Source organism: Saccharothrix saharensis, assembly GCF_006716745.1.
GTDB classification, from domain to species: domain Bacteria; phylum Actinomycetota; class Actinomycetes; order Mycobacteriales; family Pseudonocardiaceae; genus Actinosynnema; species Actinosynnema saharense.
In genome coordinates this window covers 8,856,693-8,872,328 of sequence record NZ_VFPP01000001.1, presented here as the reverse complement: position 1 = coordinate 8,872,328, position 15,636 = coordinate 8,856,693, and the positions used below count along the sequence as shown (strand labels likewise).

5 protein-coding genes are annotated in these 15,636 nt (G+C 74.6%); 2 read left to right on the top strand and 3 right to left on the bottom strand.

The features are described 5' to 3' along the window. Positions 1-30: 30 nt before the first annotated feature. Positions 31-12,483 (bottom strand): type I polyketide synthase, encoded by a 12,453-nt coding sequence (locus tag FHX81_RS42760; protein WP_141983597.1) that lies wholly within the window; start codon positions 12,481-12,483, stop codon positions 31-33. A 195-nt stretch (positions 12,484-12,678) separates the two neighbouring features. On the opposite strand from FHX81_RS42760, the gene FHX81_RS39890 reads away from it, so the two are divergent. Beyond that, a complete protein-coding gene (locus FHX81_RS39890; RefSeq protein ID WP_141983596.1) occupies positions 12,679-13,053 on the top strand; it encodes a YybH family protein in 375 nt (124 codons plus the stop codon). A 1-nt stretch (position 13,054) separates the two neighbouring features. Then, positions 13,055-14,503 carry an aspartate aminotransferase family protein gene (locus FHX81_RS39885; RefSeq protein WP_141983595.1) on the top strand — a complete coding sequence of 483 codons (1,449 nt, stop codon included), beginning with the start codon at positions 13,055-13,057 and terminating at the stop codon, positions 14,501-14,503. 92 nt (positions 14,504-14,595) lie between these two features. Here the strand turns inward: FHX81_RS39885 and FHX81_RS39880 are convergent, their stop codons facing one another. Then, positions 14,596-14,757: a DUF397 domain-containing protein gene (locus tag FHX81_RS39880; RefSeq protein ID WP_141983594.1), complete on the bottom strand. Its 162-nt coding sequence runs from the start codon at positions 14,755-14,757 to the stop codon at positions 14,596-14,598. Positions 14,758-14,765: 8 nt separating this feature from the next. Continuing rightward, positions 14,766-15,605: a helix-turn-helix domain-containing protein gene (locus tag FHX81_RS39875; protein ID WP_170232368.1), complete on the bottom strand. Its 840-nt coding sequence runs from the start codon at positions 15,603-15,605 to the stop codon at positions 14,766-14,768. Between the last annotated feature and the right edge of the window lie 31 nt (positions 15,606-15,636).

Genomic DNA, 15,636 nt, shown 5'->3' with positions numbered 1-15,636 from the left:
GGAGCTTGTTCTCGTCAGCCACGTCGTCTCCTAGTCCAGCTCGTCGACCAGCGCGAACAACGCGTCGTCGTCAGCGGAGTCGAGGTCGGGGTCCAGTGCGGTGCCCGCGCCGAGCAGGGCGCGCAGCCGGTCCAGGGCGGTGTCGTCCAGCTCGCCCGCGCGCACCGCCGCTTCCAGGCGGTCCACCAGCGATTCCTCGTCGGCCGACGTCAACGACCGCAGGTGCTCGACCAGCGCGTCCGGGCTCGGGTGGTCGAACACCACCGTCGTCGGCAGCGTCAGCCCGGTGGCCGCGCCGAGCCGGTTGCGCAGCTCGACCGCGGTCAACGAGTCGAAGCCCAGCTCGGTGAACGCCCGCCGGGGGTCGATCGCGTCCGGGTCGTCGTGCCCGAGCACGGCCGCCACCTGCGTCCGCACCACCGACGGCAGGTCCAGGTCGGCGGCGGCGGGAGCGGCCGGGGCCGGCGCGGCCCTGCGGACGCGGACCACGTCCCGCAGCACCGCGGGCAGGTCGTCCCGACCCCGCAACGCCGCCTGGTCGAACCGGGTCACGGCGAGGACCGGCGCGCCGTGCGCCAGGGCGGCGTCGAACAGCTCCATCGCCTCGTCCGCGCCCAACGGCGACAGGCCGGACCGGGCCAGCCGCCGCAGGTCCACTTCGGACAGACCGCCGGACAGCTCGCTCTCGGTCTCCCACAGGCCCCACGCCAGGGACGTCGCGGGCAGGCCGAGCGCGTGCCGGTGCTCGGCCAACGCGTCCAGGTAGCTGTTGCCCGCCGCGTAGTTGGCCTGGCCCGCGGTGCCGAGCAGGCCCGCGACCGACGAGTACAGCACGAACGCCGACACGTCACCGACCAGCTCGTGCAGGTGCCACGCGGCGTCGACCTTGGGCCGCAGCACCCGGTCCACCTGCTCGGCGGTGAGCCCGGCGAGCGTGCCGTCGTCGACCACGCCCGCCGTGTGCACGACGGCCGTCGGCCGGTACCGCTCCACGACGGCGGCGAGCGCGTCCCGGTCGGCCGCGTCGCACGCCACCAGGTGCACCTTCGCGTCCAGTTCCGCGACCAGCCGGTCCGCGCCCGGCGCGTCCGGACCACGTCGGCTCAGCAGCACGAGTTCCGCCACACCGTGGGTCGTGACCAGGTGCCGGGCCAGGATCGCGCCCAGGGCACCGGTCGCACCGGTGACCAGCACCGGCCCGTCGCCCCAGTCCACCGGGCGGTCGGCGGACGGCGTGCGGGCCAGGCGGGGCACCGACACCTCCCCGCCGCGCACCGCGACCTCGGGTTCACCCAACCGCAACGCGGTGTCCACCAGGTCGTCGGAGTCCGCCGTGACCAGCGTGAACCGGCCGGGTTGCTCGGCCTGCGCGCTGCGCACCAGACCGCGCACGGCCGCGTGCCGCAGCCCGTCCCGCACCACGACCGCCAGCGGCCGGTCCGCCCGGCGCAGCACGTCGAGCGTGTGGTGGACCGCCTCACGCGCCTCCAGCTCCGGCACCCGGTGCACGGTCAGGCCGTGCGGCGGCAGGTCGCCGGGCACGGTCACGGGCCGCCAGGTCAGGGCGTGCAGCCCGTCCCGGGCCACCCGGCCGCCCATCGGCCGCAGCGCCAGCTCGTCCACCGTCAGCACCGGCCGGCCGGCCGCGTCCGCCAGCACCAGCGCCACCGACGACCCGGTCCGGCTCAGCCGCGCGCGGACGGCGGGTGCGGTGGAGTGCACCGTCACCCCGCTCCACGCGAACGGCAGCACGGCGGGCACGTCGTCGTCCGCCACCCCGGGCAGCAACGTGTGCAGGGCGGCGTCGAGTACCGCCGGGTGCACCAGGAACCCGTCGCCCTCCTGCGGGGCCAGCTCGGCGAACAGGTCGTCGCCCGCCCGCAACAACGCCTTCAGCCCCTGGAACGCCGGCCCGTAGTGGTAGCCGTGCAGCGCCAACCGCTCGTAGACGCCGTCGAGGTCCACCGCCTCGGCGTCGGCCGGCCAGGAGAAGGCACCGGCCGCCGGGACGTCCCCGGTCAGCGCGCCGGTCGCGTGCTGCTCCCACGGCGAGTCGGCGTCCGGGCGGGAGTGGATCGTCACGGGACGACGACCACCTTCCGGTGCGCCGACCGTGACCTGGACCTGTGCGCTACCGAGCACCAACGGCGCGGACAACGTCAGCTCCGCCAGGTGGGGGCACCCGGTGAACGCGCCGGCGGCGAGCGCCATCTCGGCGAACGCCGTGCCGGGCAGCAGCACGTCGTCCCGCACGCGGTGGTCGGCGAGCCAACCGCCGGCCGAGACCCGACCGGTCAGCACCACGGCGTCGCCACCGCTCAACTCGACGGCCGCGCCGAGCAGCGGGTGCCGGGGGTCGGACAGCCCCAGCTCGCCCGCCGAGCGCGTGGAGCGGGGCGCGTCCAACCAGAACCGACGTCCCTGGAACCGGTAGCCCGGCAGGGTCACCGGCCGCGCGTCGCCGAAGTCCCAGGTCACCGGGATGCCGCGGGTGTGCAGGACGCCCAGGGCGGACAGCGCGTGGTCGAGCTCCGGCCGGCCCGCGCGCAGCACCGCCACCGCCGAACCCGGTTCCCGCTCCAGGCACTGCCGGGTCAACGCGGTCAGCACCCCGTCCGGCCCGAGCTCCACGAACTCCGTGACGCCGAGCCGTTCCAGCGTGCGCACGCCGTCCAGGAAGCGCACGGCCTCCCGGATGTGGCGCACCCAGTACTCCGGCGACCGCAGCTGCTCGACGGTCGCGACCTCGCCCGTGACGTCCGAGACCACGGTGATCGACGGCTCGCGGAACACCACGTCGGCCAGGTCGGCGCGGAACGCGTCCAGCACCTCGTCCATGTGCGGCGAGTGGAACGCGTGGCTGACCGGCAGCCGGCGCGTGCGGCGGCCCCGGGCCGACCACTCCGCGACCGCCCGCGCCACCGCCGCCTCGTCACCGGACACGACGGTCGAGCGGGGCGCGTTCAGCGCGGCCACCGCCAGCACACCGTGCAGCGACGCCCGCACCTCGTCCTCGGTCGCCTCGATCGCCGCCATCGCGCCGTCGTCGCGCGCCGACTGCATGGCCCGGCCGCGCGCGGCGACCAGCGTGCAGGCGTCCGCCAGGTCGAGGACGCCCGCGACGTGCGCGGCGGCCACCTCGCCGACCGAGTGGCCGAACAGGTAGTCCGGGCGCACGCCGTGGTGCTCGACGAACCGGTACAGCGCGACCTCCACGGCGAACAGCGCGGCTTGCGTGAACGCGGTCTGCCCGAGCAGCGCGGAGTCGGCCGAGTCCGGCTCGGCGAACAGCACCGCCTTGAGCGGGCGGTCCAGCACCGGGTCCAGGTGCGCGCAGATGTCGTCCAACGCCTGCCGGAACACCGGCGACGCCTCGTACAGCTCCCGTCCCATGCCGACCCGCTGACTGCCCTGGCCGGTGAACAGGAACGCGGTCCTGCCACGCCCCTCGCCGTCGCCGACGGGCAGGTCGCCGAGCAGGGCGTCCCGGCCGAAGACCACCGCGCGGCGGTCGAGCAGCGCCCGGCGGGACAGGGTCAGGCCGACGTCGGCCGGGTCCAGGTCGGGGTGCTCGACGAGGTGTGCGTGCAGGGCCGCGGCCTGGGCGCGCAGCGCCTCGTCGTCCCGGGCGGACAGCACCCACGGCACCACCTCGGGCGTGACGCGGTCGGCCGCCGCGGGCTCCGGCCCCTGTTCGAGCACGACGTGCGCGTTCGTGCCGCTGATGCCGAACGACGACACCGCCGCGCGACGCGGACGGCCGGCACGCCACTCGCGGGGCTCGGTCAGCAGTTCCACCGCGCCGGACGACCAGTCCACGTGCGGTGACGGCTCGCCGACGTGCAGGGTGCGCGGCATCACGCCGTGCCGCATCGCCTGCACCACCTTGATGATCCCGCCGACACCGGCCGCCGCCTGCGCGTGGCCGATGTTGGACTTCAGCGAGCCCAGCCACAGCGGCTCCTCGCGGTCCTGGCCGTAGGTGGCCAGCAGCGCCTGCGCCTCGATCGGGTCGCCGAGCTTCGTCCCGGTGCCGTGCGCCTCGACCAGGTCGACGTCCGCCGGGGACAGCCGGGCGGCCGAGAGCGCCGCCTCGATCACCCGTTCCTGGGACGGCCCGTTGGGCGCGGTGAGGCCGTTGGACGCACCGTCGGAGTTCACCGCCGAGCCGCGCACCACGGCCAGCACGCGGTGGCCGCGCTTGCGCGCGTCGGAGAGCCGTTCGACCACCAGCAGGCCGACGCCCTCGGACCAGCCGGTGCCGTCCGCGTCGGCGGAGAACGACTTGCAGCGGCCGTCCGCCGACAGCCCGCGCTGGCGGGAGAACTCGATGAACGTGCTCGGCCCGGCCATCACCGTGACGCCGCCCGCCAGGGCCAGGTCGCACTCGCCGTTGCGCAGCGCCTGCGCCGCCAGGTGCAGCGCCACCAGCGACGACGAGCACGCCGTGTCGACCGTGATGGCCGGGCCCTCCAGGCCGTAGGTGTAGGCGAGCCGGCCGGAGATCACGCTGGAGGTGTTGCCCGCCAACAGGAAGCCCTCGACCTCGTCGGGCGTCTCGGGCAGGCGTGAGGCGTAGTCGTCGTACATCACGCCGGTGAACACGCCGGACCGGCTGCCGCGCAGGGCCGTCGGGTCGATGCCCGCGTCCTCGAACGCCTCCCAGGCCGTCTCCAGCAGCAGCCGCTGCTGCGGGTCGGTCGCCAGCGCCTCGCGCGGCGCCATGCCGAAGAAGCCCGCGTCGAACAGGTCGGCGTCGTGCAGGAACCCGCCGTGCCGGGTGTAGGTGGTGCCCAGCTTCTCCGGGTCCGGGTCGTAGAGCGCGTCGACGTCCCAGCCGCGGTTGGCCGGGAACTCCGAGATGGCGTCCCGGCCCTCGGCGACCAGCCGCCACAGGTCCTCCGGCGACTTCACCCCGCCCGGGTAGCGGCACGCCATGCCGACGATCGCGATCGGCTCGTCCGCGCGGGCCGCGACCTTCCGCTCCGCCTTCCGGTTGCCCGCCACCAGGAACGCGGCCAGCGCGGTCGGCGTGGGGTGGTCGAAGACGAGCGTCGTGGGCAGCTTGCGCCCGGTGGCCGCGATCAGCCGGTTGCGCAGGTCGACGCCCGCCAGCGAGTCGAAGCCCTGGTCCCGGAACGCCTTCTCCGGGTCGACCGCGGTGCCGTCGGCGTGGCCGAGCGCGGCGGCGGCCAGCGAGCGCACCAGGTCCAGCGCGTTCGCTTCGGTCAACGTGGTCGACACTGTCTTCACGGCACGCCGCTTCACCAGGCCGCGCAACGGCGGCGGCACGTCACCGTCCACTCGCGACGGGTCCAGCGCGGCGGGGACGAGCAGGCCCGCGTCACCCGCGAGCGCGCGGTCGAACAGCGCCAGGCCGCGCTTCGGGTCGAGCGGGGCGACACCGGCGCGTGCCCAGCGCGCCAGGTCGGCCTCGCCCAGCGTCTCGCCCATGCCCGCGTCCCACAGGCCCCACGCCAGCGACACCGCGGGCAGGCCCTGCGCGCGGCGGTGCGCGGCCAGGGCGTCGAGGTAGGTGTTGGCGGCGGCGTAGTTGCCCTGGCCCGCCGTGCCGAGCACGCCGGAGATCGAGGAGAACAGCACGAACGCCTCGACGTCGCCGGCCAGCTCGTGCAGGTGGCGGGCGGCGAGCGCCTTGGGTGCCAGGACCCGGTCCACCTGCTCGTCGGTCAACGCCGTGGTGGTCGCGTCGTCCAGCACGCCGGCGGCGTGCACGACGGCGGTGATCCGCTCGCCGGCCAACAGCTCGGCCAACGCCTCACGGTCGGCCACGTCGACCGCGGCCACGCGCGCGCCCAGCTCTTCGGCCAGTTCCCGCGCGCCGGGCGCGTCCAGGCCGCGCCTGCTGACCAGCAGCAGGTCGCGCACGCCGTGCCGGTCGTGCAGGTGCCGGGCGACCAGCGCGCCGAGCCCGCCCGTGCCGCCGGTCACGAGCACGGTGCCGTGCAGCCGCACGGGCTCACCCAGCTCGGTCCGGGTCAGGCGCGGCACGAGGTGCCGGCCGTCCCGCACGGCGACCTGCGGCTCACCGGTCGCGACGGCGGCGGGCACCGCGTCGGCGTCCTCGGCGTCCACCACGACCACGCGGTCCGGGTGCTCGGACTGCACGACCCGCACCAGGCCCCACACGGCGGCGTTGGCCAGGTCGCCCACCGGCTCGCCCGGTTGGGCCGCGACCGAACGCCGGGTGTGGAACACCAGCCGGTCGCCCGGGTCGTGCTCCTCGGCGAGCCAGTCCTTCACCAGCCCCAACGCCCGGCGCACGGCCACCCGCGGGTCGTCGGTCCCGGCCGGCGGCACGACCACCAGGTCGCCCACCGGCTCGTCCCCCGCGACCTCGGTCCAGGTGACGCCGAACGTGGAGCTGCCCGCGAGGGCGTCCTTGGCGACGGCGCGCAACGTGATGCCGTCGATGCGCCCCAGCGGCACGCCCGCCGGGTCGGCGACGTCCACGGCGAACGTGTCGCCGCCGTCGGGCGTGATGCGGACGCGCAGCCCGGTCGCGCCGGCCGCGTTCAGCTCCACCCCGCTCCACGCGAACGGCAGCCTGATCCGGCCTTCACCGGCCGGTTCGAGCACGAGCGGGTGCAGCACGGCGTCCAGCAACGCCGGGTGGACCGCGAAGCCCTTGGCCGGCGCGGTGATCGCGACCTCGGCGTAGACCGTGTCGCCGTCGCGCCACAGCGCCCGCAGGCCGCGGAACGGGTCGCCGTAGTCGTAGCCGAGCGCGGCCAGGCGGTCGTAGGCGTCGTCGATCGGCTCTTCGTCGACCTCCGGGGGCCAGGGGAACGGCTCGGCCGCGGTGGCGGCCTCGGTGAGCGTGCCGGAGGCGTGCCGCTGCCAGGTGTCCTGGCGCGAGTGCACGGTGAACCGGCCCTCCCGCACGGTGACCTGGACCGGCACCGACCCGGTCTCCGGCACGACCAGCGGCGCTTCCAGGGTCAGGTCCTCCACGCGCGGCAGGCCGACCCGCTCCCCCGCCGCCAGCGCCAGCTCCAGGAACGCCGTGCCCGGCACCAGCACCGAGCCGTTGACCACGTGACCGGCCAGCCACGGCTGCGCGGTCAGCGACACCTCGCCGGTGAGCACGACCTCGTCCCGTTCGGCCAGCTCCACCGCCGTGGTGACGAGGCCGGTGGCGCGGGGCTGGGCGGTGAGCCAGTAGTGGTCGCGGCGGAACGGGTAGGTCGGCAGGTCGTCCGCGCGGTCCGCGCCGGGCACGAACGAGGCGACGTCCAGCGGCGCGCCGTGGGCGTGCGCGTGCGCCATGCCCCACACCGCCGTCACCGGCTCGGGTCGGTTCGCGCGTCCCAGCGACACCGCCGTGACGCCGGCGGCCTGCGCGAGCGGCGCGAGCACCGCGTCCGGGCCGACCTCCACGAACACCGCCGCGCCGTGCCGCTCCAGGCCGCGCACGGCGTCCAGGAAGCGGACCGTGCCGCGGATCTGGCGCGTCCAGTGGTCGGCGTCGGGGACGAGCGGCGCGCCGGTCACCGTGGAGATCACCGGGATGCGCGCCTCGTGGTGGGTGACCGTCGCGGCGACCGCGCGGAACTCGTCCAGCACGTCGTCCATGTGCGGCGAGTGGAACGCATGGCTGACCTGGAGCTTCCGGGCGCGTGGGAACCGGCTCGCGAACGCCGTGACGGCATCCTCGTCACCGGCCAGCACGAGCGAGGTCGGGCTGTTCACGGCCGCGAGCGCCACGCCGGCGGGCAGCTCGCCGAGGTCGGCTTCGCCCGCCTGCACGGAGATCATCACGCCGCCGGGCCGGGCCGCCTGCATGAGCCGGCCGCGTGCGGCGACCAGCCTGGCCGCGTCGTCGAGCGTGAGCACGCCCGCGACGTGCGCGGCGACCAGCTCGCCGATGGAGTGCCCGGCCACCAGGTCCGGGACGAGTCCGTGGTGCTCGGCCAGCCGGAACAGGGCGGTCTCGAAGGCGAACAGGGCGGGCTGGGTGCAGCGGGTCTCGTGCAGTTCCGGGCGGTCGCCGAACATCAGGTCCTTCAGCGGCACGTCCAGGTGCGGCGCGAAGGCGTCCACGACCTCGTCCAGGGCGCGGGCGAACACGGGGAACGCCTCGTACAGCTCACGTCCCATGCCCGCGCGCTGCGCGCCCTGACCGGTGAACAGCACCGCCGTGCGGCCGTCGGGGACCGCGCGGCCGGTGAGCGGCGCGGCGGTGGCGAAGTCCTCGGGCGTGGTGCCGACCAGGACGGCCCGGTGGTCGAAGCGCGTGCGGCCGGCCAGCGCGCGGGCCACCTCGGCGACGTCGGTCCGACCGCGGACCCGGTCCAGGCCGGCGACGGCGGCCTCGGCGTCCCGGCCGCTGGACACCCAAGGCACGGGCGTGGTCACCTCGGCGCGCGTCGGCTCGTGCACGTCGCCCTGCTCCAGCACCAGGTGCGCGTTGGTTCCGCTGATGCCGAACGACGAGATGCCCGCCCGCCGGGGCTCGGGCCACTCGCGCGCGTCGGCCAGCAGCTCGACCTTGCCCGCCGTCCAGTCGACCTTCGGGGTCGGCTCACCGACGTGCAGGGTGCGCGGCATGACGCCGTGCCGCATCGCCTCCACCAGCTTGATCACGCCACCGACGCCGGCCGCCGCCTGCGCGTGGCCGATGTTGGACTTGAGCGAGCCCAGCCACAGCGGCTCGTCGCGGTCGCGGCCGTAGGTGGCGAGGATGGCCTCGGCCTCGATCGGGTCGCCCAACGACGTGCCGGTGCCGTGCGCCTCCACCAGGTCCACCTCGGCCGGCTCCAGCCCGGCGTCGGCCAGCGCCTGCCGGATCACGTGCTGCTGCGACCGGCCGTTGGGGGCGGTGAGGCCGTTGGACGCGCCGTCGGAGTTGATCGCGCTGCCGCGGATGACGGCCAGCACCCGGCGACTGTTGCGACGGGCGTCGGACAGCCGTTCCAACATGACCACGCCGACGCCCTCGGCCCACGCCGTGCCGTCCGCGTCGGCGGAGAACGACTTGCAGCGCGCGTCGGCGGCAAGCCCGTGCTGGCGGGAGAACTCCAGGAACATGCCGGGCGTGGCCATGACCGTGACGCCGCCCGCGATGGCCGCGCTGGACTCACCGCTGCGCAGCGACCGCACCGCGAGGTGCAGGGCCACCAGGGACGACGAGCACGCCGTGTCCACGGTGAGCGCGGGTCCGACCAGCCCGAGCTGGTAGGCGATGCGGCCCGACATCACGCTCGGCGTCGCGCCGGTCAGCACGTGCCCCTCGGCCTGGTCCGACGCCTCGTGCATCCGGGGTCCGTAGTCGCCCGCCGTGCCGCCGACGAACACGCCGGTCCGGCTGCCGCGCAACGACTCCGGGTCGACGCCCGCCCGTTCGACGGCCTCCCACGCGGTCTGGAGCAGCAACCGCTGCTGCGGGTCCATCGCCAACGCCTCGCGCGGCGAGATGCCGAAGAACGCCGGGTCGAACTCGGCCGCGCCGGCGAGGAAGCCGCCCTCCCGCACGTAGCTCGTGCCCGAGCGGTCCGGGTCGGGGTGGTAGAGGTCACCCGACCAGCCGCGGTCGGTCGGGAACTCCCCGATCGCGTCCCGGCCCTCGGCGACCAGCCGCCACAGGTCCTCCGGCGACTCCACGCCGCCGGGGAAGCGGCACGCCATGCCGACGATCGCGATCGGCTCGTCGTGCTGCCCGCGCTGCTCGAAGGTCTCCTCGGCGACGTCGTCGTCCTGCAGGTAGGCGATGACGGCCTGCGGCGTGGGGTGGTCGAACAGCAGGCCGGTGGGCAGGGCGCGGCCGGTCGCGGCGGCCAGGTTCTCCCGCAGCTCCACGCCCATCAGCGAGTCGAACCCCAGGTCGCGGAACGGGCGGCGCGGGTCCACCTTGCCGGGGTCCGCGCCGAGCACCGCGGCGACGTGCCGGAGCACCAGGTTCGCGGCGTCCGCCGACCGTTCGACCCGGACCGGCGCGGCCTCCTCGTCCAGCCAGTGCCGTTCGCGCTGGAACGGGTAGGTGGGCAGCTTCACGCGCCGCCCGACGTGCAGGGCGGACCAGTCGACGGGCACGCCGCGCGTGTGGGCGGCGGCGAACGCGGTCAGCGCCGTGGTCACCTCGTCGTGGCCCTTGCGCATCATCGGGAACGCGCGCACGCCCGCGTCGGCCGCCATCGCCGAGCACACGCCGTCCGGTCCGACCTCGACCAGCGTGGTGACGTCCAGCGCCCGCACGGCCTGGAGGAACCGGACCGGCTCGCGGACCTGGCGGACCCAGTGCTCCGGGTCGGTGAGGTCGGCGTCGGGGCGCACGGTCGACACCACCGGGATGACCGGCGGGTGGAACGTGAGGCCGCGCACCACGTCGCGGAACTCGTCCAGCATCGGGTCCATGAGCGGCGAGTGGAACGCGTGGCTCACGGTGAGCTGCTTCGTGCGGTGGCCCACCGTCCCGACGTAGGCCAGGACGGCGTCCTCGGCCCCCGACAGCACGACCGCGCGCGGACCGTTGACCGCCGCGAGCGCGACGCCGTCCGGGAGGTCCAGCTCGTCCTCGGCCGCCTCCACCGCGACCATCGCGCCACCGGCGGGCAGTGCCCCCATCAACCTGCCGCGCGCGCTCACCAGGGCGCAGGCGTCGGGCAGGGAGAGGATGCCGGCCACGTGGGCGGCGGCGATCTCGCCGATGGAGTGGCCCAGCACGACCTGCGGCGCGAGGCCCCACGACTCGGCCAGCCGGTAGGCGGCCACCTCCACGGCGAACAGGGCGGGTTGCGTCCAGGCGGTGTCGTCCAGGCCCTCGCCCGAGGTGATGACGTCGCGCAGGTCGGGGTCGAGGTGTGCGCAGACCTCGTCGAACGCCTCGGCGAACACCGGGAACGCGCGGTGCAGCTCGGCGCCCATGCCGGCGCGCTGCGCGCCCTGACCGGTGAAGACGACGCCGAGCGTGCCGTCCGCGACCGTGCCGCTGACCACGTTCGGCGCGGGCACGCCGTCGGCGACGGCGTCCAGGCCGGTGTCGAGGGAGGCGCGGTCGGACGCGAGCACGACGGCCCGGTGCTCGAAGGACGTGCGCGTGGTGGCGAGGGACCAGCCCAGGTCGCGCGGCTCGCCTCCGGTGTCCCGGATGAGGGCCGCGTGCGCCCGCAACGCCTCGGGCGTGCGCCCGGAAACCGGCACCACCGCGAAGCCGTCCTCGGCCGCGGTGGCCGGTGCGTTCGCGTTCGTCGTCGGCGCCGGCGGTTCGGAGACGACCACGTGGCAGTTCGTGCCGCCCATGCCGAACGAGCTCACCCCCGCCACCAGCGGCCGGTCCGGGTGCGGCCACGACGTCTGTCCTGTTTGGACGGTCAGGTTGTGCTCCGCCAGCCGCAGCTCCGGGTTGGGGGTGCGGAAGTTCAGGCTGGCGGGCAGTTCGCGGTGGCGGATGGCCAGCACCGACTTCAGCAGGCCGACGATGCCCGCCGCGCCCTCCAGGTGCCCGATGTTCGTCTTCACCGACCCCACCGGCAGCGGCTCGGCCCGGCCCGCGAACGCCTCACCCAGCCCGGCCGCCTCGATCGGGTCGCCGACCGGCGTGCCGGTGCCGTGCAGCTCCACGTACTGCACCGCCCCGGCGTCCACCCCGGCCCGCCGCTGCGCCGCCCGCACCACCGCCGCCTGCGCCGCCGGCTGCGGCACGGTCAGGCCCGGCGTCGCGCCGTCGTTGTTGACCGCGCTGCCCCGGATCACCGCGTACACGTCGTCGCCGTCGGCCAGGGCGGCGCGCAACGGCTTGAGCACCAGCACCGCCGCGCCCTCGCCGCGCACGTACCCGTTGGCCCGCGCGTCGAAGGTGAAGCACCGGCCGTCGGGCGACAGCCCACCGAACTTGTCCGCGCCCAGCGCGCCCTCGGCCAGGATGTTCAGGTTCACGCCCGCCGCCAACGCCAGCGGTGACTCGCCGTTGCGCACGCTCTCCGCCGCGAGGTGCACCGCGACCAGCGACGACGACTGCGCCGTGTCCACCACGACGCTGGGACCGCGCAGGTCCAGCGCGTAGGACACGCGGTTGGCGATGATGCCCCGGTGCGTGCCGGTGTTGGTGTGCTGCGTGATCGCGCCGCGCCCGAGCACCAGCCCGGCGTAGTCGTCGCGCAACGAGCCCACGAACACCGACGCCGCCGTGCCCGCCAGCGAACCGGGCACGATCCCGGCGTCCTCCAACGCCTCCCACGCCAGCTCCAGCACCAGCCGCTGCTGCGGGTCGGTGGCGGCGGCCTCGCGCGGCGAGATGCCGAAGAACCCGGCGTCGAAGTCACCGACCCGGTCCAGGAACGCGCCGTACCGCGTGCCGCGCACCGCCTTGGTCTCCGGCGACAGCGCCTCCCACCGGTCCGCGGGCACCTCGGTCACCGCGTCCCGGCCGTCGCGCAGCAGCCGCCAGAACGCGGCCGGGTCGGTCGCACCGGGCAGCCGGCAGGACACACCGACCACCGCGACCGTGTCGTCCAGGTTCGTCATCGACAAGCCCTTCGCGAGCGGGATGGTTTCCGATCTCCGGTTCTACCGACCGAATCCGCCCGGGCAGTCACGAAACGGTCGTCGGGCGTTCTCCGGTCGGCGAATTACCGACGCGTGACCGAGCCCTGGTTAACGTCGGTCCCGTCATTCCGGCCCGACCCCGGAACCGGCCAAACCCAGAAAGGGACTGGTCCCATGACCACGAACTTCGCGTTGCCCGAGGACGCCACCAAAATGACCGCGCTGTACGTCCGGGCGATGAACGCGGGCGACGTCGACGCCGTCCTGTCGCTCTACACCGAGGACGCGGTGTCGGTGTGGGACCCGGAGAAGCCCATCAGCGGCGCCGAGCACGAGCAGGCCGTGAAGGAGTTCATGGCCAAGCGGCCGGTGATGCGCGCCGAGCTCAAGGAGTCGTACGTGACCGGCGACACCGCGCTGCTGGTGGTCGACTGGTCGTTCGACATCGAGGGCGAGGAGCCGCTGTCCGGCACGGGCCTGGACGTGCTGCGCAAGGGCCCGGACGGCAAGTGGCGCTACGCCATCGACAACCCGTTCGGCGACAACTGACATGGAGCCGCGACTGGCCGAGGCGCACCTGGGCGGCCTGTTGTCCCAGCTCGGGCTGGACGCCGAGTACGTGCGCGGCGAAGCGGACACGCTGTGGTGGCGCCGGTCGCCCGGCGACGAGGTGCCGGTGGTGGACTTCGTCGGCGGTTACGGCTCGCTGGTGCTGGGCCACAACCACCCGGAGGTCGTGCGGTGCGCCCGGGAGCTGCTGGACCGGCAGGTCCCGGTGCACGCCCAGTTCTCCGACCACCCCTACGCCAACGACCTCGCCCTGGCGCTCAACCGCGTGCTGTGGCGGGAGTTCGGCACCGACGAGCCGTACTCGGCGATCTTCGCCAGCACCGGCGCGGAAGCCGTCGAGATCGCGTTGAAGCACGCCGAGATGGCCCGCGGCGCGCGGGTCGCGGCGCTGCGGGACGAGATCGAGGCGCACCTGGCGGACGCGCCCGCCGACCTGGCCGAACGGGTCCGCGAGCACAACGAGGGCCGGTACGGCACGCCGCCGGTGTTCCTGACGCTGGAAGGGTCGTTCCACGGCAAGCTCGCGGGCAGCGTGCAGCTCACCCACAACGCGGGCTACCGGCTGCCGTTCCGGACGCTGGCCGTGCAGGCGCGGTTCGTGGCGGGCGGCGAGGTCGCCAAGGAGGTCGAGGCGTGCCGCGTCACGCTGCTCGACGTCCGCGACGGGCAACTGGTCGAACGCGACCTGCCGGTGATCGCCGCGTTCTTCGTGGAGCCGATCCAGGGCGAGGGCGGCATCCACGTGCTGGACGCCGAGGTGGCGGCCGACATCCGGGCCGCGGCCGACGCGGGCGGCTTCCCGGTCGTGGTGGACGAGATCCAGACCGGGATCGGGCGTACCGGCGCGTTCTTCGCGTCCTCGCACGTCGGGCTGCGCGGCGACTACGTGCTGCTGGCCAAGGCGCTCGGCGGCGGCATCGCGAAGGCGGCCGTGACGTTGCTGCGGCAGTCGGCGTACGTGCCGGAGTTCGAGCTGGTGCACAGCTCGACGTTCGCCAAGGACGCGTTCTCCTGCCACATCGGCTCGCGGGTGGTCGACCTGGTCGAGCGGCTCGACGCCTGCGGACGTGCGGCGGAACGCGGCGCGGCGCTGGAGTCGGCGTTGCGCGCGGTCCAGGCCGACTTCCCGACCGTCGTCGCCGACGTCCGCGGTCGCGGCCTGATGCTGGGCCTGGAGTTCCACGACCAGTCCGGTGCCGCGGGCCCGGTGGGCGAGCTGGCCGGTCAGGGCCTGCTCGGTTACGTGCTGGCGGGTTACCTGCTCAACGCCCACCACGTCCGCGTCTTCCCCACCGCCAGCGCCAGCCACACCCTGCGCTTCGAACCGTCGGTCTTCATCACCGACGAGCAGATCGACCGATTGGCCACCGGCCTGCGTGCCGTGTGCGCCGCCCTGCGCGACAACCCGTCCGCCCTGCTACCCGGCTGACCCACACCCCCAGGGGTCGGCTGTCCCCGACGGCCCACCGACCGCGTCCCCCCGGTCGGTGGGCCGTTTTCACGGCGCGCGCCAGTCCGGGCTCACTGCTTGAGGGTGTTGAGGAACGCCTGGAACGCCGCCGGCCGGAACACCAACGTCCCCGCCTCGCGGCTCTTCGTGTCCCGCACCGCCGCCCGTTCGGCGGACCTGGCCACCTCGACGCAGTTCTGCGCCCCACCACTGCGCGACGGCTTCCGCCACATGGCCACTCCTAAGACAGCTCGCGAATACGCCGATTGATCTTCTCAACCGTGCGCTGCTCGCTCAAGGCGTCGGCCCGGAGGCTGTCGAAAGCCAGGGTGTAGGTGCGGACGTGCTCACGCCCCAGGTAGTCCGAAGCGGTCAGCCCTTCGACGTAGACGATCCCCGGCCGCCCTGCGAGCAGGGTCAGGATTGTGAAGGCGACACCGTGGGAGGCGTGCGCGCCGGCGTCGAACGGCACGACCTGGACGCACACGTGCGGCAGCCTCGCCAGCGCCCGGAGCTCGGCCAACTGGCCCCGCATCACCTCGGGACCGCCGATCTCGCGGTGCAACGCCTCTTCGCTGAGCACCAGCCACAGGCGGGGCGCGCCATCGGACTTCATCCACGCCAGGCGCTTGGCCCGGTCCTCGGCCATCCGGTCGACATCGGTGGCCGACGCGGTCACCGAGCGCTCCAGCAGCGCCCTGGCATAGTCGGCGGTCTGGACGACGCCGGGCACGCAGTCGATGTTGAAGACCTTCAGCTCGGTGGCCGCGCGCTCCAGGTTCACGTACTTCACCGAGTGCTCCGGCACGCGCGCCGGTGGCAGCTTGCGGCGCGACTCGGTCGCCAGCCGCCGCAGCTCCGGCGCGGCGGCCTCGGGGATTCCGTAGATCCGGACGATCTTCGTCAGGTCCTTCTCGCTGACCTGCAGGTCGCCCTGCTCGACCTTCGAGAGCTTGCCCGAGTACCAGCCGAGTGCCTTGCCCGCTTCGGCGCTGGACAGCCCGGCGGCCTCCCGCGCGTCGCGCAGCTCGGCACCCAGCAGGATCCGCTGCACGACCGGGCCGGGGTCGGGTGTGATCACACCGGGAGTCTGCCCGACCGCCCCGACCTCC

Bases quoted from the DNA above. Each gene is read 5' to 3' on its own strand.
- FHX81_RS39885 (WP_141983595.1), top strand. From the start codon at position 13,055: ATGGAGCCGCGACTGGCCGAGGCGCACCTGGGCGGCCTGTTGTCCCAG.
- FHX81_RS39890 (WP_141983596.1), top strand. From the start codon at position 12,679: ATGACCACGAACTTCGCGTTGCCCGAGGACGCCACCAAAATGACCGCG.
- FHX81_RS42760 (WP_141983597.1), bottom strand. From the start codon at position 12,483: ATGACGAACCTGGACGACACGGTCGCGGTGGTCGGTGTGTCCTGCCGG.
- FHX81_RS39880 (WP_141983594.1), bottom strand. From the start codon at position 14,757: ATGTGGCGGAAGCCGTCGCGCAGTGGTGGGGCGCAGAACTGCGTCGAG.